This is a genomic window from Mesomycoplasma ovipneumoniae, assembly GCF_038095975.1.
Classification (GTDB): Bacteria; Bacillota_I; Bacilli_A; order Mycoplasmatales; family Metamycoplasmataceae; genus Mesomycoplasma; species Mesomycoplasma ovipneumoniae_C.
In genome coordinates this window covers 1-23,732 of sequence record NZ_CP146003.1, presented here as the reverse complement: position 1 = coordinate 23,732, position 23,732 = coordinate 1, and the positions used below count along the sequence as shown (strand labels likewise).

The following is a 23,732-nucleotide window of genomic DNA, read 5'->3' as shown; positions in this document are numbered from 1 at the left end:
ACAAAAAGTGATAGACAAGCATTTATAAATAGATAATGTTTTAAGTATTTTCACAAATTTAAATTAAAAATATTGGATACATTGAAATAAAAAGGTGGAAATCCACCTAAATTCTTCAAACTATTACTAAGAATAAGTTTATTTATGTTAAAATTATTTTGAAATAAAAAGGTGGAAATCCACCTAAATTCTTCAAGTGAGGTAGCAAAATGATAATAAAACGTGATTTTTATCTAAACCAAATAATTGATAAAAAAGAGAATGGCAGAATCAAGATTATTACTGGCATAAGAAGATGCGGAAAATCATATTTATTATTCAATTTATATCGTGATTACCTACTTAGCAGTGGAATTAAAGAAAATCAAATTATAACAATTGCTCTTGACCAAATTGATAATATTGAATACCGAAATCCATTTAGATTACATCAATATATTAAGCAAAAAACAAAAAATATAAACAAAATGTACTACATTTTCATTGACGAAATTCAATTATCCGAAAATGTATCAAATCCCTATGTTGAGACTAATGAAAAAAATATAACCTTTGTAGATGTGCTTTTAAGTCTTATGAAACATAGTAACTTAGACATATATATTACTGGTAGTAACTCTAAAATGCTTTCATCAGATTTATTAACTCAATTCAGAGACCGCGGAGACCAAGTGCATGTAAATCCTTTATCTTTTGCTGAAGTTTATGAATTATTTGATGACAAATCAGAAGCTTTTGAACATTATTTTGTATATGGTGGTATGCCACATATTTATAAATTGCAAAATGATGAACAAAAAAGTCATTATCTAAAGCAGTTATTCAAGCAAACATATATTAAAGACATTCTTGAGCGCAACAAAATACATAATGAGCAACAAATACTTGAAATCCTGCTTGACTTTACATCTTCAAATATTGGTTCTTTAACCAACCCCTCTAAGCTTGCAAATCGTTTTTTGTCAGAAAAACAAATACACATATCATCAAATACAATTTTTAAGTATCTTAAATTTTTTGAAGAATCTTATATTATTCAATGCGCTTATCGCTACGATGTAAAGGGTTCTAAATATTTTTCAACCCCACTTAAATATTATTTTTCAGATATTGGCCTAAGAAATGCAAGATTAAATTTTCGCCAAATAGAAAACACACATATAATGGAAAATATAATCTACAACGATTTACTTCGAAGAGGATACAATATTGACATTGGTGTTGTAGAACATGAATTTAAAAACGGCTCAACAAGAAAAAAAGTTCAGCTTGAAATAGATTTTGTTATAAATAAAGGCCACAAAAGATACTATATTCAATCAGCGTTTAATATTGACAATTTAGAGAAAAAAGAACAGGAAATAACCTCGCTTAAAAAAATAAATGATTCATTTAAAAAAATAGTTATAGTAAGAAACAAAATAATTCCAAAACACGATGAAAATGGTATTTTATACATTGGTTTAGAAGATTTTTTACTTAATGAATCAATAATAGACTTATAATTTTTAAATAGCAACTTATTATTTAATAAATTTCTTAAGGCAATCAAGATGCTTTGATACTTAGTGGTATTTTGATTTTTAATTTACTAAATATAAACTTTAATTTTCTAATTATACATGCATAAATTAATAACTTAACTATAATAAAATGATTATATCGCGAGTTTCCCAGTTTGGTGAGATAATCTTAAAAAAGTGTCTGGTTTTAGGGCTTTTTTAACTTTTTTGGCAAAAGTTAATTACCTATTTTAAAATACTGGTAAAAATCAATTTATGGATAAAATAACAAAAATCATAAAATACAACTACTATTTAAACTCAATGCAAAAAGAAAACTCATTTTTATTTACATTGAGCCTAAAAAAATATGTGAAGTTTTGAAAGAGCCATAATCAAAAGCCATAAATTTGAAGATTTCTAAACGGTTAAATTTAAGGCATTCCATCATATTTAAAAATATAATGGATAATTCGCAATATTTGATTTTTTAGCCAAAAAACATAATTAATTCCCCCTTAATTCAATATCAAAATTTATTAATTCATTCTTAGTGAGACTTATTATAACATAATTTTTTCTTAGACCAAACATTTTTTTTTTTTTTTTTGCAAAAGATTAATTTCAAAATAATAAAAATTAAGATTTTATACCAAAAAACGCGGATTTACCATTATTTTTCATATTATATTCACTAAAAAGTGAATTTTTGTCATCAAACTGTGAAACTCAGGTCTAATTATACATGCATAAATTAATAACTTAACTATAATAAAATGATTATATAAGTCTAACAGATATTGCGTGGCATAAAAATATTCATGAACCTAAAGATGTTGTTAAAAACTGACTAAGGCTAAGAGATACAATTGAATTCCTTGGTCTATGGGAGACTATCAACAACACTAATTTTAAACGTGTCGAATTCGACACGTTTAGAAAGAAAAAAGGTAGCAATCCCTTTACATTATCGCCACAAAGATGGATTGAAAATACAAATGGGGTAAACCTGGACAAAGAAAGTTAACGCTAAGGTGTTGGCTTTTTTGTTCTAGTTTAGTTATGGTTGCATTTTTTATTTCCGAATTATTATAAAGAAGATCTTATTTTAAATATTTAGAAAAACCTAAACTGTGTTGCAAAACCATGAACAATTTTAGTTTTATTACCAAAAAACCTAAAGTTTATTTTTCACCTTTTTACAAAAAAGTAAAATGTGTTATATAATAAAAAAAATATTGAATTCAATAAAAGAGTTAATTATGAAATCTAAAATTACTAAATCTATCTTACTTTTATCTTCTTTTGTAACAGTTTTTGGTCTTACAATTGCTTGTGGAACTACCCCTGAAATTAAAACACCAGCTAAACAAAACGAAAATGCAAAACCACTGCCTAAGAAACCAAATTTAGATAACCAAAATAATTTATCTTCAGACAAAAAAGAAGAGCAAAATAATCAAGTTGAAGATAAAAAAAGTGAAGAAAATAATCCGACCTTAGAAAACGATAACAAAGAAATTAAATCCAAACCAGAAAATCAAGTTAAAACTCCTGATCCTACCTCATCAGATAATACAACTCAGGAAACACCGACAACTCCTGAAAATATTCAACCAACTTTGTTTCAAGAACAGCAAAAAAGTATTAAAAAAATTAACACATTTACTACACTAGCTTCTAGTTTAAAATTGCATTTTGCACAACAAATTAATGAACAAACAAGTACTCAAGATCTTAAAAAAATAGAAGAAAAAGTTAGTGAACTTTCTAATTTATCAACAAAATTAAGTGATACTATTAAGTCAGCAGAAGCTATAAAATCAACACCAAAATACACTTCTACTACTAACAATGCTGATAAATTATTAGATATTACTCTTTTAAAAGCGCAGTCATTTTTTCATAATCAAGAACTAGCTTTTTCAAGTAATATTAGTGATTTGGAATTACAAATTAATGCAGTACAAAAAGAATTAATTGATGCACAAAAAGCTCTAAATGGAACAGCAACAGATGAACAAATTAGTCAAATTAACACTTATTTAGAACAAGTAAATCCTTCATTTGATGAAGCAAAAATTAAACTTTATAGACTTGAAGACAAATTAAATCCAGTAGCTTTTGATGTTGAAACTACAAAATTATTGACTAAAATTGGAAAAGAAGGTTATTCTTTTGAAATTAAAGATACAAAATTGGATAATTCCAACAATAATAAAATTGAAATTACTTATCAGGTAACTAATGCGCAAGGACATAGAACAAGAATTTCAAAATTACTTGATTTTAAAAAAGATAATACCTATACTTATGATATCGAAAGTAAGATATCAGCTTTAGATACAAAGTTTCAATATTTAGATGACTTATATGATTTTGATAAAATTGCTCTTCAACAAATTAACAAAGAACACGTTGGTCAACTTCAAGATATTATTAAGCAAAATTTTAGATCTAAAGGTAATAAAGTTGATCACATTTTTCAACATGATTTGGCTCAAATTAGCTATGAAAATGAACACTTTAGTGCAAAAGTTAACTTCTTAGCACTAGGAAAAATAGTAAAGCAAATTACACTCCAAACTAAAGATAAAATAACTCTTCGATCTACTAGTATGACCAAACTTGAAAGAGATAAAGCGGACTTGCAACTTTTAATTTCTAGTTATCTTACAAATGTACAATGAAATAAAGATAATTTAAGTGGTAGTGAACAAATTTTGAAGGATTTACAACCTATCAAACAAGGTGTTGATCATCATGGAATTCCTTCAATATTGGCAGAAAAGGAGTTAAATAATATTTATAAATGACCAAAAATAGGTAAATATTCACTTTTTGTTAAAGAAGTACTTGATCATTCAAATATTTTTAATTCCAATCGTGGTGGAACAGTCAAACTAATTTTTGGAATCAAAAAGGACAATCAAGAACTTAATTTTCAAGATTGAGATTTAAAGATAACTGAAAGTGATTATAAAACTAAATATGCTAAAAATATGTGATATTTTCGACCACTTCGTACTAGTGATATTGAATTACCTTCTAATTGAATAAGTCCTAACTTTGATGAAGCTCATAAACACTTAATTGATAAAATTAACGCCTCTAATTTTGCTTTAAGAAAAACTCCTGGTGCTAAGGTTGGCAAAACAGAAACAGCTTTTAGTATTTTAAATCCTCAAGAATTAGTTGCACAATTTCCAAACAAAGACGCGGGCACCGTTTTGCAATATTTACTGCAACTAAAAAATAATCATGATGTAAAAATTGAAACTGACTCATTAAAATTTGAAAGTACATTAAATAATTTAGGAGCTGCTACTGAGGGAGATGCTTACGATAAACTTAATATTCAGGCCAAAATTGATGATTCAGCAAATGTTTTTGAAGTTAACAATAATAAGATAATTCCTGATGATGTAACAACTAATCAAGATAATATCGCCAATATCATTAATCAGTATTTTGTTGTTTACTATGATGTAAAATCAGAAAATACTGGTGAACTAAAATTTAAAGTTGGCTTTGTTAATAAAAGTGATCCTAACAAATTTTATTCAAATTCCAAAGATATCAAACTTGTGAATTTGTCAAATGATTTTCAAAATAATATATATCCTGAATTACTAATGAACAAGGTAAGTTTGCAAGATTTTAAATATGAGAATCAAAAATTGACCTGAAATCAAGCAACTCTTACACTAAATCACTATTCAATTAATACTAATGACATTTCAATTCATAAAATAGTAACACACAATGAAAACACTTATATTAATTTTAAATATACTTATCCTAGCAAGAAAAAAATAGTTGTTGGTAATAATTGATACAAAGTTGCTGGTTCAAATTCCACTTCACTCGAAGATATAAAAGATGCTAAATTTACTTGAACACATTCTGGTTTACATACCTTAATAATTGATAAAGGTACAACTATTCGAAATCGACAAATTGAATTTAGTGCCAAGGATGCAATTTGATCACAAAATGGAAAAGGTGCATCCTGAGTTTTAAAAGAAAAATATCTTGAAAAAATGTTAAAAAATGCTAAAAATGCAAAATTAGACTTAACAATTTATGGAAATATTTTAGTTCAAGATGATTTTCGTTATACAAGATTTACTAGTCCAGGAACTTCTGGAAGTGAATTTGCATTTGTTAATGATAAAGTAGTTTATTATAAATTTCCTTCATTTTCTGTTGATTATTTACTACTAAAAGAACAAAATAAACAAACCCTTGAACTTAAATTACCTAAAAGACATAATAACACTAGTAGTGGAAGAGGACAATCTATTCCTGAACTAACATTGTTGTTACATGTAACAAAACAATCTGATGGATTACACTTTATACTAAATTTAAAAGATGAGAAATACAGTATTATGGTAGGAAATCCAATTAATTATGTAAATACCACTCAAAACTATAATCCATTCAATAATGAAAATGAAAAATTCAAAGAAAACCAAGCCTTTATTCTATGAAATAGAGGTGCTGGTGTAAATGTTATTTATGAGAATTCTGAGCAACATGAAGAGTACACAAATCAAACTAATTTATTCGATTATAAACAGATTTCATACACTCAAGAAAATGCACCAATTCCTTTTTATACCGATCCTAATGTTCGAAAAAATGTTTATTTTCCAAACCAAAACGTTCCCTATGAAATTCATAATGGTTATTTACAAAACAATGATTATATAAATTATTCCACTATCAAATCAAATCCTCAATTTGAAAATAATTTCCAACGTGCACTTGCTTTTAGTTTTGGTTCTGCAACGATGATTGGAAAAGTAAATAATGATGAAAATGACTGAAAATTCTACTTTATAACTAATAATCACGTTGAAAATGTCAAAAATTTTGACCAGCTAAATAACTCAACAACTGGCTTACCAAAGACTTATCGAAGATATAGTTACATTGTAAAACCTTCACTTAATTTTGGAAATAATGTTAATGCTGGATTTAGTTACTGAGGTGGTCTATTAAAAGGTCCAAATTCTTCATCAAAACCTAGCGACAAAGAAGAAGACCCAAATTCTGGATTTCTACTTTCTCAAATTTGATCTGGATCAGATCAACAAAGTCGGGATGGAAAGGAACATAAAGGCCACAATATTGATGCTACTATTTTTGTGGTCGATGTTAAGCCGCTTTATGATGAAGCACTTGCACAAGGAAAATATGAGTATGCCAACTGATTAAAATCATGACTAGCGCTTGAAAATATGAAATTTAATTTCAATGGTATGGATTATAATATAAACCACCAGTCATTAATTTATGACTTTTCAATTGTTGGTTTCCCTTATGGAAAACAATCTGCATATGTTATTCACCGACCAGGTCTAAGCAATTATAATGTAATGTTAAGACATCAAAATGGCTATGTGCCTACATATTTTGATGCCGGAAATTCAGGAACTGGAATTTTAAGCACTGATAACAATTACATTTCATTAATTAACTCCGGAACACCTCGCAACAGTTTGCAAGGTTGAAATTATGCAACTCGCGGTTTTAACTATTTTGGTGTGAACTTCAATGGTGAACATCCATTGGATTTAAAAAATACTAAATCATTTGCTGCTCAAATTTTAAGATGGCATCTACTTGCACCCGCCAGTGCAAATTCGCCATGATTTTTTAACCCATTTAAAACAAACACAAAATAAATCAAAATGTCAAAAAAGTGTATAAATTTATATACTTTTTTAAACTATTTAATATAAAAAAGCAGTTCAATCTGCATAAGTTAGCGCACCAATTTCAGACGTATTCGAAAAAAGGTGTGTAAAAATGAAACAATAAAAATTCACAATTGAAGACAAATTTAAATACATTAAAATTGTAAACCCGAGTTTCCCAGTTTTAAGGCAAAAATTCACTTTTTAGTGAATATAAATATGAAAAAACACCCGTAAATAAGTGTTTTTTGATTTTAAAATCTTAATTTTTATTACTAGCATTTACTAGCATTTTAAGTAATTTTATGGTATAATTATAGATTATGAAAAAACAAAATAAAGATGGTTTTATTGAAGTAAACAAATTGTTTGGCAAAAAACCTAAATATTTTAAGGAAATTTCAAACGTGAAATTTGAAACAAGTTATTTGGAAACAATGAATATTTTGATATCTTAATAAATTACTAATAAAATTGTAATTAACTTTTACCAAAAAACTTAAAAAATTGCCTAAAACCAGATGCTTTTTTGAAATTACCTTATCAAACTGGGAAACTCAGGAAAGGTGTGTAAAAATGAAACAATAAAAATTCACAATTGAAGACAAATTTAAATACATTAAAATTGTAAATTAGTAGAAAAAAATCAGGCAACTAATTTTTTGTCAAGATTTTGAGTGCTGTACTTTTGTTAATTTTTTTTACGGGAGTGTTCATAATAAAAAATATTTTTTTAACTAAACATAATTTAATAGAAAAAATCAAAGCAGAAGATGAAAAGTTTTTTAGAAAAAAGCTACTCAAACAAAATCTGACCTTATTAGCAAAAAAATAAGAAAACCTTATAAATTTGCCAAGAGCAAATCACAAGTTTAATAAACAAAATCAAGTCGCTAATTTTTTCAAGAATTTTTAAGTCCTGAGTTTGTCAGTTTGATGGCAAAAAACACATTTTAGTGAATCTAAATATAAAAAAACACCCGTAAATACGGGTTTTTTGACCCTAAAACATTAATTTTTATTAGTTTCTAATTAACCTTTTGCAAAAAAAAAAAAAAATGCTTGGTTCAAGAAAAAATTATGTTATAATAACCATCACTTAAGAATAATTAATAAATTTGATATTGAATTAAGGGGGAATTGATTATGTTTTTTGCATGATAAAATCAGAAAATGCGAATTATCCATTATATTTTTAAATAATATAATGGAATGCCTTAAATTTAACCGTTTAGAAATCTACAAATTTATGGCTTTGGTTATTGTTCTTTCAAAACTTCATATGTTTTTTTAGGCTCGCTGCAAATAAAAACGAGTTTTCTATTTGCATTTAGTTTAAATAGTAGTTGCATTTTTTCTTTCGTGATAGTTAGATTCAAAATTCAGTGTTTTTGTTTTGATAGTTATTTTTCCTGAGTTTGACAGTTTGATGGCGTTACTAGTGATCCAAATATTTGAAATAGGATGATTTTTACTTTGATATTTTAGTAAATCAGTAAAAAAATTGTAATTAACTTTTGCCAAAAAATTAAAAAATCCCCTAAAAACTGAGACTTTTTTGAGATCATCTCATCAAACTGGGAAACTCAGGAAAAAAGACGACTAGATTTATATTTCTAGTCGTCATAAAATTTCTATCAACTAAAACCCCTCATAAGTACTAAATGCTAGTTTATATAGCGCTATAAGTGTATCATTATCTATATTTTTTAACTCTTCAAAAACTGTGTCTTTTTGAACTTTGAGTGATTTATTATTAGAAATGATTTTTTCAATTGTTATTGGTAGCTGCTCACATATTAATTTAAAAGAATTTTTATCTCCAGTAACAATTTCATAAAACTTATCGATTGATATTCTTCTTAATTTTTCATTAGAAGATTGTTTCACTTTATCAAGAGTAATAACCCACGGAATATTTTGAGATTTTTTAGCAATAACTTCTACTAATGCACAAATGCTTCTATCTCTATCTTTCGCATTCAATAAATGATTTTGCATCTTCATAAATGTTTTTGCCGATGATGAACTATTCATTGTATTATGTTTATTTTTCAGTTCAACATAATATGTTATATCATCGCCAGTAAAAATCACATCCCATCCCTCATCTGGAACTTCACATTTTTTTATATTCTTAAACATATTTTGATGAAAATATCCAATTATATTACTGTTAGATCTATCTCTTTGTTTGTGAATTTCCAATTTTATTATGTCTTCAAAACTTTTATCAAAAACATTTTTATCAAATAGTAATTTTATTGGATCAATTAAATTACTATTGAATTTTTTTAAATTTATACTCTCAAGCGTTTCATTATACTGCTTCAAAGTATTAGTTATAAGCTTTTCAAAATCTTCTTGTGAAATAAAATCTAACTTATAAATTTCCATATCTAATTTCCTCTAACTTCTCCAATATTTTTAAACCTACTTCTTTGGCTAAATTACAAGGAACCGCATTTCCTACTTGCTTGTATTGTGAACCCATTGGTCCTGTAAATATCCATTCGTCTGGAAAAGATTGTATTCTAGCATTTTCTCTAACAGTAAGTGGTCTAGTCTCTGTTGGATGACATCTATCGGTTTGTTTCATTTGAGGTGTAGTTAAAACTGTCAGTGACGGCTCATCTAGACTCAATCTCCTTAGTATTCCTGTTCTTCCACCAGCCATATACCAACAAGACTTCATATAGTCTTTAGCTATGTCTTCAGGAATATCTCTTCAATACCCACCTGGAGGAACTAATGAAAAAATATCTTCTTTTGTTTTTGAATACTTAGCCCCTAGACTACTTGGAACATCCCGTAAAATATCCGATAATACTGGTTTATATTTATATTTTGAAGGATACAAAAATTCTTTATCATTAACTAAATCATTTCTTATACCAACAACAATTAATCGTTCTCTTTTCTGAGCAACACCATAATCTCAAGCATTTAATACCTCATAGAATATTTTATATCCCTCTTGCTCAAAAATATTGATAATTGTGTTGAATGTTCTCCCATTATCGTGAGATAAAAGTCCCTTTACGTTTTCAAACAACAACATTTTAGGTTGCAATTTATTTAAAAAAACTGCATAGTGATAAAACATTGTACCCCTAACATCATCAAGTCCTAATCTTTTACCAGCATAACTAAAACTTTGGCAAGGTGCTCCACCAGATAATAAATCTAATTCTCCTTTTTTTATGTTAAATTCCTTTTCTAAATCTTTCTTAGCCACAATCTCTATATCTTCGCAAATAACATTCCATTTTGGTCTGTTAGCTCTTAGTGTATTAGCAGCATATTTGTCATATTCAACTAATCCAATGTGCTTAAATCCCGCCTGCTCTAACCCTAAGGCCAATCCTCCTGCACCTGCAAAAAGTTCAATACTTGTATACGCGCTCTTCATTAATAGATCCCCCTGGTTTACAATAACAAACAACTTCTCCAATATCCCGTTGAAGTGCTTTACATATCTTTTCGATATTTCTAAGTGATATATACTTATTCTTTCCCATATTCGCTATGCAATTTGTTGTTAAATTTGCTTTTTCTAATAAATCTTTTTTTCATATTAATTATAGCATTAAAAAATATAACTATACAACAAAAAGTGATAGATAAGTATTTATAAATAGATAATGTTTTAAGTATTTTCACAAATTTAAATTAGATATATTGGATACATTGAAATAAAAAGGTGGAAATCCACCTAAATTTTTCAAGCTATTACTAAACATAAGTTTATTTATGTTGAAATTATTTTGAAATAAAAAGGTGGAAATCCACTTAAATTTTTCAAGCGAGGTTGCAAAATGATAATAAAGCACGATTTTCATCTATACCAAATAATTGATAAAAAAGAGAATGGGAGCAATTAAATAATCTTGAATTTAACCCCCTCGAATTCGAGGGGTTTTTGAAAAAGGCTGGCAGTAATGCATTTACCTTATCGCCTCAAAAATGGATTAATACAACAAATGCAAAAGGGATATATGCAAAACTCAGAAGATATCGAGGGACTCTTGCACATAAATATATTGTATTTAAATTTGCTTCTTGGAGATTATTAACAACCCTAATTTTAAAGGGGTCGAATTCGACCCCTTTAAAAAGAAAGCAGGTAGCAATGTAAACTCGGACAAAAAAGCCAACACCTTAGTGTTAATTTTTTTTGTCCTGGTTTAAAACCGACATTTTTTTAAGATTATCTCATCAAATTGAGAAACTCGGGAAGTACATTTTTGTAAATAAACATAAATTCAACTAACAAAATTGCTATTTTTAAATAAATAAGAATGTAAAAAACAAGTTAAGAATTTTAAAAATAAACTTAAATTTTTTGTCTTTAAATTTATTAATTAACAAAAAGACCTACGATTTTCCTTCTATCTCAATAAATTTTTTGCTTTTATGACCACGAAAATCTACTCTTGCAATTTCATCATAATATTCAGTTCAATCATCAGAATCTCAAGAAAAGAGAAGGTGTTGTTGTAAAATTAATTCTTTCTCTTGTTGGCTATATAAATTAGTATTTTCTAGAAAGCGTCTAAAATACTCAAACTCATGGTCTGTTTCTTTTAGAAATTTATTCAAGGCATCCCGATATAAAATTAATTCTTCCATAGATGATCCAATCACATTTTTAGTTAAATTATTTTGCCTTGGTGGTCAAGAGACAAAAAACGCTGGATCTATGCCATCACGCAAAAAAATATCTTGTTCAAGTTTGACTAATTTTTCTTTGAAATAATATTTTAAAATTTCGTATTTACCTTGATAAATATTATTATATAAATTTGAATGGCCAAATCAGTAATAAATTTTTTGACCGTCAACATTCAATAAAATGAAATTTTTTAATGCAATTGGCAAAATTCGTGCTTCACCAGCTCCATAGGCGGAGTAGTAAAATGGTTGAAATCAAAAAACTGGCTTTTTTGAGTCAAATTGGGAAATTATTTCATCAAAAAGTCCATATTCTTGTCCACCAAAGTAAAAAATTTCAAAATTTTCAAGTTTTAGTTTTGCCCAACTTGGTAGAATAAAATAATCAGGTTTATCGGGGTAAAAATCTAGATCTTCAAGTCAGTATTTAGGGCCAAATAAAATTTGCAACAAATAGATTAATTCGATTTTATTTGTCCAATTATTTACATTATCATAATAAGTTTGGCCATCTTTACCAAAAAGTTCGATGCAATATTTTCGATACTCTGGGCCAAATTTATCAAATCAACTAAGAATAAATTTATCGCGATTTTCAATGTTTAAATTAAGCTTTTTAATGCCGTATTTTTCAAATTTTTTAAGCAAATTTTCATAAGTTTCAAAAGTAAATACATTTTGAATTGGTTCAATTTGGGTTTTTTCGCCAAAATTATAATTCTTTTTTAATAACAAATTATAGATTTTTTCTACATTTTGTCCTAAATATGGTTTATTTATATCTACAAACTTTGAATCATATTCATATCTATTTGATAGAAAATCAAAGATTTTTTCGTGGTAATTCGATAAATTTTTTGGCTTTGCATAAGGAACACTTTCCTGAATTTCCTTAATAATTAAAGCTTCAATTTCTCTCAATCTGCTTTTTGATTTAAACATTTTTCAAAAAATAGCCGAATAAGAGATTGAAAATTCGCATTTTTCAACATCATCAAAGTTTTCAAAGACAACAACAACTTTTTTAAAAGCTTTACCGTCGTGAAAAGTATACCAAGGATAAAGTTCAGAGATAGAATCAACATTTTCTTTTCCATTTTTACGACAATATTCATTGTCGTCTAAGTCGCCGATTAAACACCTAATATCATTATAAAAATGGAAATCTTTGAGATTTTTGGAAAAAAACGCGCTTTTTGGAATATTTTCTAGTTTTAAATTATAAACATAATCTTCTTGTTTATAATTTAAACTTATAATTCTTTCAATTGGATTAGGATTGTAGGTTTCTTTAAGGTAATCGTATAAAAAATTTGGAAATGGATAATTCTTATAATAACAATCAGACGTTGAATCCACATCATCCTCAGCCATATTACCAGTTGAACAACGACTTTTAATATTAATTTCTATATATTTTAGGTTAATTAATTGTTTTTTTGCCTTGGATATTAAATTTAGTTGGGATTCCATATAAAAAATGCACCTTTTCAACATTTAACATATTATTATTATTATTATTATTATTATTATTATTATTATTAATAATAATATAGTAATTTATAAAAAAGAAGGTTTTTCAACCCAAGTTTGATTTTGAAATTCTCTAAATTCAACAACATCACCTTTAAATTTTAGTTTTGGTACACCTTTTTCAAAATAGAGCTAAACTTTTTTGTTAACAAATTTAAGCAAATAACTATTTAAAATTAGCTGACAATATTGATTAATTTGAATTTCAATATCATCTGATTAGGAGGGGCTAAATTAGTGCTTGTTTTGTTTAGATATGTTTGGGATTTTTTAATATTCGCATTAATAACAAGCGAATTTTCTTGGTTTTTGGTTGAAAAAATTTTGGCTAAATCATCAAAATTTAGCGATTTTTTTGAATTTAACAAATCTAAATAACGGGCTGTGAGTTTAAAATCTGAATAGCTTTTTGTACTTTGAAAATGTCAAAGTATGCTAAAAACACCTAGACTTAATAATGAAAAAGTAATAATATTAACAATGAACTTAAAAAGTTTCAGTTTTTTATTCATGTTTTCTCCCTTTTTATATACTATATTCAAATTCTTTACTCATTAAAATTATAGCATACACTAAAACTTTTTAGGGAAAATTTCATTAAAAATTCAGCGTCTTAAAAAAATTGATAAAAATTCAAGCAATTTTTGCAAATAAACAAAATTTTTAGTCTCGAAGTTTTTCGCCGTCGAAAAGATCAGCGAACATTTTCTCATCATCAAGTGCTTTCTCGCTATAATCACCGCGAAAATCTGTTTTTGAAATTTCTTCAAAATAGTAATTTTCGTCTCTAGAATTTCAAGAAAAATCAAAGTGTCTTTCTAAAATCAATTTCTTTTCTTGTTGGCTATATAAATCCGAATTTTCTATAAAATCATCAAAATACTTAAATTGATGAGTTGTTTCTTCATGAAATTTTTTAATTGCATCACAATATAAAATTAGTTCTTTCATAGAAGATTCAATTACATTTTTATTTAAATAATTTGATTTTGGTGGAGAAGCAAAAACAAACTGCGGATCTTGGTTATTTCGCAGAAAAATATCTTGCTCAAGTTTGACTAATTTTTGTTTGAAATAATATTTTAAAATTTCGTATTTACCTTGGAAAATATCGTCATATAAATTTGAATGGCCAAGTCAGTAGTAAATTTTTTCACCATCAACATACAATAAAATGAAATTTTTTAATGCAATTGGGGAAATTCAGCCGGTGTTGGTACTATAAGCAGAACGATAATACGGTTTAAACCAAAAAACTGGTTTTTTTGAGTCAAATTGTGCAATTATTTCATCAAAAAGTCCGTATTCTTGGCCGCCAAAGTAAAAAATTTGGAAATTTTCTAGTTTAAGTTTGGCTCAACTTGGTAAAATAAAATAATCCGGTTCGTCAAGGTCGACATTCTCGGTGGGGAAAAAATATCTAGGACCAAATAAAATTTGCAGCAAATAGATAAATTCAATTTTATTTGTTCATTTATTCAAATTATCATAATAAAATTGACCATTTTTACCAAAAAGTTCGATGCAATACTTTCGATATTCTGGGCCAAATTTATCAAATCAACTAAGAATAAATTTATCGCGGTTTTCAATGTTTAAATCAAGCTTTTTAATCCCGTATTTTTCAAATTTTTTAAGCAAATTTTCATAAGTTTCAAAAGTAAATACATTTTGAATGGGGTTAATTTTGGTTTTTTTACTAAAATTATAATTCTCTTTTAATAACAAATTGTAGATATTTTCTACTTTTTTGCCTAAATATGCTTTATTTATATCTACAAACTCTGAATTATATTCATATCTATTCGATAAAAAATCAAAGATTTTTTCGTGATAATTTGCTAAATTTTTTGGCTTTGCATAAGGAACGCTTTCTTTGATTTCCTTAATTATCAGATTTTCAATTTTTTTTAGTTCATCTTTTGATTTGAACATTTTTTGAAAAACTCCAGGAAAAGAAATTGAAAATTCACATTTTTCTGTGTCACCAAAATTTTCAAAAGCGACGATTAGTACTCTAAAATCTTTAGTCTCATAGGGAGTGTCCGAAAAATAGGGTTCTCATTTACATTCATCACTTAGATTTTCTTTTTTTCGACAATAATCTTTATCAGTTCATCTACGGGACAAACACCTAATTTCATCATAAAAATCAAAGTCTTTCAGTTTTTTCAAAAAAAAGACTGTTTTTGGGATATCTTCTAGTCTTAAATTATAAACATAATCATCACGTTTGTAATCTAAGGCAATAATAGTTTCAATTGGATTGTCTACAACCGCGCAAGAATCCATGACATAAACTCATAAAAAGTCTGGAATTGTTCGATATTCATTATTACAATCATTGGGAAAATCTTCATCGGAAAATATCCGTTCAATTAAGCAATAACTTTTAATATCAATTTCTAAATATTTTAGCTCTTTTAATTGTTTTTTTGCTTTAGACTTCAAATCTAATTGGACTTCCATATAAAAAATGTACCTTTTCTACACTTAACATTTTATCCCTGTCTACATGTTCACTATTAAGTCTTACTCTTCTTACATGATAACCTCGAAAAAAACTTTTGTATATGATTTTGGATTAGATTGTTTATCAGGAATCTCAAAAGCGTTTTTAGGGTCAGTTCAATCAATAGAATCATAAGCAAGTCCACTTCCGGTAACAAAAGGACCTTTAGTAAAACTAGGATCCTTATTTAAATTATTATTTCATGATGCTAGCCATCATTTTCCTACAATCAAATTTGCTGTATCTCTTGTTTTTTCAGCCAAATTTTTCATAACTCATCAATTATATGAATAAAAATCAATAGGTGAATTTAGTTTCTTATCCATAATTTTAAGGTCATCAACATTTTTAATTATTTTTTACTGAACTAGGCAGGAAAATATCAATAACAATTTGAGTAAATTTTGATTGAGCTAGCAAACTTCCAACCGCTCAAAGTCAGGCACATTTTTCCAAATAAACATAAATTCAACTGACAAAATTGCTATTTTTAAATAAATAAGAATGTAAAAACAAGTTAAAAATTTTAAAAATAAACTTAAATCTTTTGTCTTTAAATTTATTAATTAACAAAAAGACCTACGATTTTCCTTCTATCTCAATAAATTTTTTGCTTTTATGACCGCGAAAATCTACTCTTGCAATTTCATCATAATATTCAGTTCAATTATTAGAATCTCAAGAAAAGAGAAGGTGTTGTTGTAAAATTAATTCTTTTTCTTGCTGGCTATATAAATTAGTATTTTCTAGAAAGCGTCTAAAATACTCAAATTCATGGTCTGTTTCTTTTAGAAATTTATTCAAGGCATCCCGATATAAAATTAATTCTTCCATAGATGATCCAATCACATTTTTAGTTAAATTATTTTGCCTTGTTGATCTAGAAACATAGAACTCCGGATCCTTACCATCACGCAGAAAAATATCTTGTTCAAGTTTGACCAATTTTTGTTTGAAATAATATTTTAAAATTTCGTATTTACCTTGATAAATATTATTATATAAATTTGAATGGCCAAATCAGTAATAAATTTTTTGACCGTTAACATTCAATAAAATGAAATTTTTTAATGCAATCGGCAAAATTCATGCATCACCAGCTCCATAGGCGGAGTAGTAATATGGTTTAAATCAAAAAACTGGCTTTTTTGAGTCAAATTGGGAAATTATTTCATCAAAAAGTCCATATTCTTGTCCACCAAAGTAAAAAATTTCGAAATTTTCAAGTTTTAATTTGGCCCAACTTGGCAGAATAAGAAAATCAGGCTCATCGGGATAAAAATCTAGATCTTGAACTCAATATTTAGGACCAAATAAAATTTGCAACAAATATATTAATTCGATTTTATTTGTCCAATTATTCACATTATCATAATAAGTTTGGCCTCTTTCACCAAAAAGTTCAATGCAATACTTTCGATATTCCGGTCCAAATTTATCAAATCAACTAAGAATAAATTTATCGCGATTTTCAATGTTTAAATTAAGCTTTTTAATCCCGTATTTTTCAAATTTTTTGAGCAAATTTTCATAAGTTTCAAATGTAAATACGTTCTGAATTGGTTGAATTTGGGTTTCTTCGCCAAAATTATAATTCTCTTTTAATAACAAATTGTAGATATTTTCTACATTTTGTCCTAAATATGCTTTATTTATATCTACAAACTTTGAGTTATATTCATATCTATTTGATAAAAAATCAAAGATCTTTTCGTGATAGTTTGCTAAATTTTTTGGTTTTGCATAAGGAACACTTTCCAGAATTTCCTTAATAATTAAAGCTTCAATTTCTCTTAATTTGGTTTTTGATTTAAATATTTTTGAAAATACAACTGGATAAGAAATTGAAAATTCGCATTTTTCAATATCATCAAAGTTTTCAAAGACAACAACAACCTCTTCAAAACTTTTGCCATCGTGCAAACCATACGAAGGATAAAGTTCAGAGATAAGATCAAGATTTTCTTTTCCATTTTTATCACAATATTCATTGTTTGCTCAACCGCCAATTAAACACCTAATATCATTATAAAAACCAAATTTATTGAGTTTTTTGGAAAAAAACGCACTTTTTGGGATATCTTCCAGTTTTAAATTATAAACATAATCTTCTTGTTTATAATTTAAACTAATAATTCTTTCAATTGGATTAGGATCGAAGAAGTCGCTAAGGTAATTTGATAAAAAATTTGGAATTCTATAATACTCATAATTACAATCAAGCGATAAATCAACATCCTCATCAATCATGTTTTGAATTGAACAACGACTTTTAATATTAATTTCTATATATTTTAGTTTAATTAATTGTTTTTTTGCCTTAGTTACTAAATCTAATTGCCTTTCCATATAAAAAATGCACCTTTTCAACATTTAACATTTTTTCTCTTTCTATAAATTCCTTCTTGTCGAATTTTCCCTTTATCATTCTTGCTCTCCTTACATGATAACTGGGGAAATATATTTTTACGTATGATGGTATATTTTCATCTTTACTTGGATCAATATCAAACGCATTTTTAGGGTCGGTTCAATCAATAGCATCGCTAGCAAGGCCTTCTCCAACAACAAAGTGATCTTTAGTAAAACCGGAATCTTTATTTAAATTATTATTTGGATCAATTGACCATCTATTTCCCACTATCAAATTTGCTGTATCTCTTGTTTTTATAGCCAAATTTTCCATAACTGATCGATTATATGAATAAAAATCAATAGGTGAATTTAGTTTCTTATTCATAATTTTAAGGTCATCAACATTTTTATTATCTTTTACTAAACTAGACACCAAGTTATTAATAATAATTTTGGTTAATTCTGATTGGGCCAGCAAACTTCCAACCGCTCAAAATAAGGAACATTTTTGCAAATAAACAAAATTTTTCTAGCAAAATATTTATTTTTGGATAAACAAAAATAAAAAACCTAAAAAATTTTAAAAAAAGAATTTAAAATTTTTAGTCTCGAAGTTTTTCGCCGTCGAAAAGATCAGCGAACATTTTCTCATCATCAAGAGCTTTCTCACTATAATCACCGCGAAAATCTGTTTTTGAAATCTCATCAAAAAAGCTATTTTCATCTCTAGAACTTAAAGAAAAATCAAAATGCTCTTCTAAAATCAATTTCTTTTCTTGCTGGGTATATAAATCCGAATTCTCTATAAAATCGTCAAAATACTTAAATTCATGAGTTGTTTCTTCTTGAAATTTTTTAATTGCATCACGATATAAAATTAGTTCTTCCATAGAAGATTCAATTACATTTTTGTTTAAATAATTTGATTTTGATGGGGAAGAAAAAACAAACTGCGGATCTTGGTTATTTCGCAGAAAAATATCTTGCTCAAGTTTAACCAATTTTTGTTTGAAATAATATTTTAAAATTTCGTATTTACCTTGGAAAATATCGTCATATAAATTTGAATGGCCAAATCAGTAATAAATTTTTTGCCCGTCAACATACAGTAAAATGAAATTTTTTAGTGAAATGGGCGAAATTCAGCCAGTGTTGGTGCTATAAGCCGAGCGATAATACGGTTTAAATCAAAAAACTGGTTTTTTTGAGTCAAATTGGGAAATTATTTCATCAAAAAGTCCGTATTCTTGCCCGCCAAAGTAAAAAATTTGGAAATTTTCCAGTTTAAGTTTGCCTCAACTTGGTAAAATAAAATAATCTGGTTCATCAAGGTCGACATTCTCAGTGGGAAAATAATATCTAGGACCAAATAAAATTTGCAACAAATAGATAAATTCGATTTTATTTGTTCATTTATTTAAATTATCATAATAAAATTGACCTTTTTTACCGAAAAGGTTGATACAAAATTTTCGATACTCAGGGCCAAATTTATCAAATCAACTAAGAATAAATTTATCTCGGTTTTCAATGTTTAAATCAATCTTTTTAATCCCGTATTTTTTAAATTTTTTAAGCAAATTTTCATAAGTTTCAAAAGTAAATACATTCTGAATTGGTTGAATTTGGGTTTTTTCACCAAAATTATAACCCTGTTTTAACAACAAATTGTAGATATTTTCTACATTTTGTCCTAAATATGGTTTGTTTATATCTACAAATTTTGAATTATACTCATATCTATTCGATAAAAAATCAAAGATTTTTTCCCGATAATTGGATAAATTTTTTGGCTTTGCATAAGGAACGCTTTCTTTGATTTCCTTAATTATCAGATTTTCAATTTTTTTTAGTTCATCTTTTGATTTGAACATTTTTTGAAAAACTGCAGGAAAGGAAATTGAAAATTCACATTTTTCTTTGTCATCAAAATTTTCAAAAGCAACGATTACTGTTCTAAAATCTTTAGTCTCATAGGGAGTGTCCGAAAAATAGGGTTCTCATTTATACTCATCACTTAGATTTTCTTTGTTTCGACAATAATCCTCATCAGTTCATCTACGGGACAAACACCTAATTTCATCATAATAATCAAAATCTTTTAATTTTTTCAAAAAAAAGACTGTTTTTGGGATATCTTCTAGTCTTAAATTATAAACATAATCATCACGTTTGTAATCTATGCCAACAATAGTTTCAATCGGATTATCTACAACCGCGCAAGAATCCATAACATAAACTCATAAGAAGTCTGGAATTCTTCGATATTTTTCATTGCGATCACAGCGAACATCTCTATCAGAAAATATGCTTATAACTGAATAACGAGTTTTAATATCAATTTCTAAATATTTTAGTTCTTTTAATTGTTTTTTTGCTTTAGACTTCAAATCTAATTGGACTTCCATATAAAAAATGTACCTTTTCTACACTTAACATTTTGTTCCTTTTTAGATGTTCATCTTGAAGCCTTACTCTTCTTACATGATAACTTGGAAAGAAAACTTTTGTGTATGGTTTTGGATTAGATTGTTTATCAGGAATCTCAAAAGCGTTTTTAGGATCGGTTCAATCAATAGAATCATGAGCAAGTCCGCTTCCAGTAACAAAAGGACCTTTAGTAAAACCGGGATCCTTATTTAAATTATTATTTGATGATGCTAGCCATCATTTTCCTACAATCAAATTTGCTGTATCTCTTGTTTTTTCAGCCAAATTTCACATAACTGGCTCATTAAATGAATAAAAATCAATAGGAGAATTTAATTTTTCCTTCATATTATCACGGTCTCTTTTATTTTTATTAATTTTAGCTTTTATTGAACTAGGCAGAAAAGTATCAATAACAATTTGGGTTAATTTTGACTGCATTGTTAAATTTGAAACGGCTCAAAGTCAAGCTGCAGTTTCTGGAATTGCTTGTTCGCTAATAACAAAATAAGATTTTAAGCCTTCAGTGTGAAAATTAAAAAATCAAGCTGGATGAATTCCAGTGTATTGTCTTAATTTTTTCTCATCTTTTACAACAGAAAGATTTAAAGTCGTTGTACCTGCTATTGTTTTAATTCTAGACTTACTTTTTCCTTTTGTCAATTTATCTAAATCAACTTCAATTGAGTCAGTACCTCTTGAAACAATAGGACTATCATCATCCTTGTGGACAGGATGGGCAGGCCGATTATTATTCCATCATCTTCCAACATCACTAACAATATTCGGAAAAAAGACCGAAGCAGCAATACCAATAACCGAACCAACGATAGCAGCTCCAACAGCATATCAAAATAATGCACCAAGACCAGCAGCAGGAGCAGCAACTGCTGCTGCTGGTGCCACAGTTTTTTCAACCCAAGTTTTATTTTGAAGCTGTCTAAAGTCAAAAACATGCCCTTCAAATTTTAGTTTTGGTACACCTTCTTCAAAATAGAGTTCAGCTTTTTCGTTAACCAATTCAAGTGAAGAACTATTTAAAATTACCTCACCTTCTTGATTAATTTGAATTTGAATATCATCTAGATTGGGAGAGTCTGAATTAGTACTTGTTTTGTTTAGACGTGTTTGGGTATTTTTAATATTTGCATTAATAACAAGCGAATTTTGTTGGTTTTTCGCCGAAACAATTTGAACTAAATCATCAAAATTTACCGGTTTTTTTGAATTTGATAGATCTATATCACGAGTTTCAAGTTTAAAATCTGAATAGCTTTTTGTATTTTGGAAATGCCAAAGCGGCCCAAAAACACTTAGCGTAAGTGAAGTGACAGCGACAACATTAGTGATAAACTTAAAAAACTTTAACTTTTTCTTCATGTTTTTTCCTTTTTTTATATACAATATTAATTCTTTATTTTTTTAATTATACTATATATTAAAAATTTTTTAGGAAAAATACCTAAAAAATTGTTTTTTAAAAGAATAAGTTATTATGCTAATCAATGGCTAAAAATAAACTGTACTAAAATTCAGGCATATTTTCCTGAGTTCGCCAGTTGATGGCAAAAACTCACTTTTTAGTGAATATAAATATGCAAAAATACCCGATAAATCCACGTTTTTTGACGCTAAAATCTTAATCTTTATTATTTTGAAATAAACCTTTTGCAAAAAAAAAAAAAAATGTTTGGTACAAGAAAAAATTATGTTATAATAACACTCACTAAGAATAAATTAATAAGTTTGATATTAAATTAAGGGGGAATTAAGAATGTTTTTGCCATAAAAAAATCAGAAAATGCGAATTATCCATTATGTTTTTAAATATGATGGAATGCCTTAAATTTAACCGTTTAGAAATCTATAAATTTAGGGCTTTTGGTTATTGTTCTTTCAAAACTTCATATGTTTTTTGGGCTCGCTGCAAATAAAAACGAGTTTTCTATTTGCATTGAGTTTAAATAGTAGTTGTATTTTTTGATGGTTTTTCCCTGTGTTTTAAACTAAAAAAGCAGTTTAAAAATTCTTTTTAGTTTACGTTATTTGATTAGTAGGCAGGTTTTTTCTTTCGTGAGTGTTAGATTTAAAATTTAGTGTTTTTGCTTTGATAGTTATTTTTCTTGAGTTTGCCCTCAAACTGACAAACTCGGATTTTTTTAATTAAGCAATTAGTTAATAAAAAAAATCCTTATTTTAAAGAGTTTTTTGTTGGCTCTCTAAAATAAGGATGCTGATTAGCGCTCTCAAAACTGAATAGTAACATTTTTATTAAAATACTTTAAGAATTAACTTTTTAAACTTTGAATTTATTAGTATTAGTCAGCTGAATGTATTACTACACTTACACCTCTAACCTATCAACCTCATAGTCTATAAGGAATTTCATAAGGAATACTCATCTTTGAGGAAGCTTCCCGCTTAGATGCTTTCAGCGGTTATCTTTTCCGTACTTAGCTACCCAGCTGTGCCTTTGGCAAGACAACTGGAACACCAGCGGTACGTCCACTCCGGTCCTCTCGTACTAAGAGCAGCTCTCATCAATATTCCAACGCCCACATCAGATAGGAACCGAACTGTCTCACGACGTTCTGAACCCAGCTCACGTACCGCTTTAATTGGCGAACAGCCAAACCCTTGGAACCGACTTCAGCTCCAGGATGCGATGAGCCGACATCGAGGTGCCAAACCTTCCCGTCGATGTGATCTCTTGGGGAAGATTAGCCTGTTATCCCCGGGGTAGCTTTTATCCGTTGAGCGACGGCCATTCCACAATGAACCGCCGGATCACTAAGTCCTGCTTTCGCACCTGCTCGACTTGTAGGTCTCGCAGTCAACCACACTTTTACCTTTATGCTCTGCATATGGTTTCTGACCATATTGAGTGTAGCTTTGAACACCTCCGTTACTCTTTAGGAGGCGACCGCCCCAGTCAAACTACCCACCACGCACTGTCTCACTTCCAGATAATGGAAGCTGGTTAGAAAATCAATTTATTAAGGGTGGTATTTCAAGGTT

14 protein-coding genes and 1 other annotated feature are annotated in these 23,732 nt (G+C 27.8%); of the genes, 2 read left to right on the top strand and 12 right to left on the bottom strand.

Translation table 4 applies throughout. The features are described 5' to 3' along the window. Positions 1-209 precede the first annotated feature (209 nt). Both V3255_RS00070 and V3255_RS00065 read left to right on the top strand, forming a co-directional pair. A complete protein-coding gene (locus tag V3255_RS00070) occupies positions 210-1,505 on the top strand; it encodes an ATP-binding protein (protein ID WP_333503640.1) in 1,296 nt (431 codons plus the stop codon). A gap of 1,259 nt (positions 1,506-2,764) precedes the next feature. Then, positions 2,765-7,198: an MGA_1079 family surface serine endopeptidase gene (locus tag V3255_RS00065; RefSeq protein WP_341516253.1), complete on the top strand. Its 4,434-nt coding sequence runs from the start codon at positions 2,765-2,767 to the stop codon at positions 7,196-7,198. A gap of 1,347 nt (positions 7,199-8,545) precedes the next feature. Here the strand turns inward: V3255_RS00065 and V3255_RS00060 are convergent. From V3255_RS00060 to V3255_RS00005, 12 genes are all read right to left on the bottom strand, one after another. Then, complete coding sequence (locus V3255_RS00060; protein WP_252262605.1) at positions 8,546-8,734, bottom strand: hypothetical protein; 189 nt, start codon at positions 8,732-8,734, stop codon at positions 8,546-8,548. 117 nt (positions 8,735-8,851) lie between these two features. Next, on the bottom strand, positions 8,852-9,607 hold the full coding sequence (locus tag V3255_RS00055) for an Eco47II family restriction endonuclease (RefSeq protein ID WP_252262606.1): 756 nt from the start codon (positions 9,605-9,607) through the stop codon (positions 8,852-8,854). After that, positions 9,594-10,622 carry a DNA cytosine methyltransferase gene (locus V3255_RS00050; protein WP_337903046.1) on the bottom strand — a complete coding sequence of 343 codons (1,029 nt, stop codon included), beginning with the start codon at positions 10,620-10,622 and terminating at the stop codon, positions 9,594-9,596. Before V3255_RS00050 ends, V3255_RS00055 begins: the two co-directional genes overlap by 14 nt. Continuing rightward, positions 10,543-10,770 (bottom strand): helix-turn-helix domain-containing protein, encoded by a 228-nt coding sequence (locus V3255_RS00045; protein WP_265347903.1) that lies wholly within the window; start codon positions 10,768-10,770, stop codon positions 10,543-10,545. Before V3255_RS00045 ends, V3255_RS00050 begins: the two co-directional genes overlap by 80 nt. 817 nt (positions 10,771-11,587) lie before the next feature. After that, positions 11,588-13,357, bottom strand: a complete 1,770-nt coding sequence (locus V3255_RS00040) for a hypothetical protein (RefSeq protein WP_337892280.1) — start codon at positions 13,355-13,357, stop codon at positions 11,588-11,590. 236 nt (positions 13,358-13,593) lie between these two features. Next, on the bottom strand, positions 13,594-13,929 hold the full coding sequence (locus V3255_RS00035; RefSeq protein ID WP_337892279.1) for a hypothetical protein: 336 nt from the start codon (positions 13,927-13,929) through the stop codon (positions 13,594-13,596). A 151-nt stretch (positions 13,930-14,080) separates the two neighbouring features. After that, entirely contained in the window at positions 14,081-15,886 is a 1,806-nt protein-coding gene (locus tag V3255_RS00030; RefSeq protein ID WP_337903045.1) for a hypothetical protein, read from the bottom strand. 72 nt (positions 15,887-15,958) lie between these two features. Then, the gene (locus tag V3255_RS00025; RefSeq protein ID WP_337898626.1) at positions 15,959-16,255 is read right to left on the bottom strand and encodes a hypothetical protein; all 297 of its coding nucleotides are present in this window, start codon (positions 16,253-16,255) and stop codon (positions 15,959-15,961) included. A gap of 253 nt (positions 16,256-16,508) precedes the next feature. Beyond that, positions 16,509-18,278 carry a hypothetical protein gene (locus V3255_RS00020; RefSeq protein ID WP_337903043.1) on the bottom strand — a complete coding sequence of 590 codons (1,770 nt, stop codon included), beginning with the start codon at positions 18,276-18,278 and terminating at the stop codon, positions 16,509-16,511. Then, positions 18,250-18,798 (bottom strand): hypothetical protein, encoded by a 549-nt coding sequence (locus tag V3255_RS00015; protein WP_332977457.1) that lies wholly within the window; start codon positions 18,796-18,798, stop codon positions 18,250-18,252. The genes V3255_RS00020 and V3255_RS00015 overlap by 29 nt, the downstream gene beginning before the upstream one ends. An 88-nt stretch (positions 18,799-18,886) precedes the next feature. Next, entirely contained in the window at positions 18,887-20,692 is a 1,806-nt protein-coding gene (locus V3255_RS00010; RefSeq protein ID WP_337903041.1) for a hypothetical protein, read from the bottom strand. Further along, on the bottom strand, positions 20,664-22,094 hold the full coding sequence (locus tag V3255_RS00005) for a hypothetical protein (RefSeq protein WP_332977459.1): 1,431 nt from the start codon (positions 22,092-22,094) through the stop codon (positions 20,664-20,666). Before V3255_RS00005 ends, V3255_RS00010 begins: the two co-directional genes overlap by 29 nt. 911 nt (positions 22,095-23,005) lie before the next feature. Then, positions 23,006-23,732 (bottom strand) — a sequence feature (23S ribosomal RNA rRNA prediction is too short).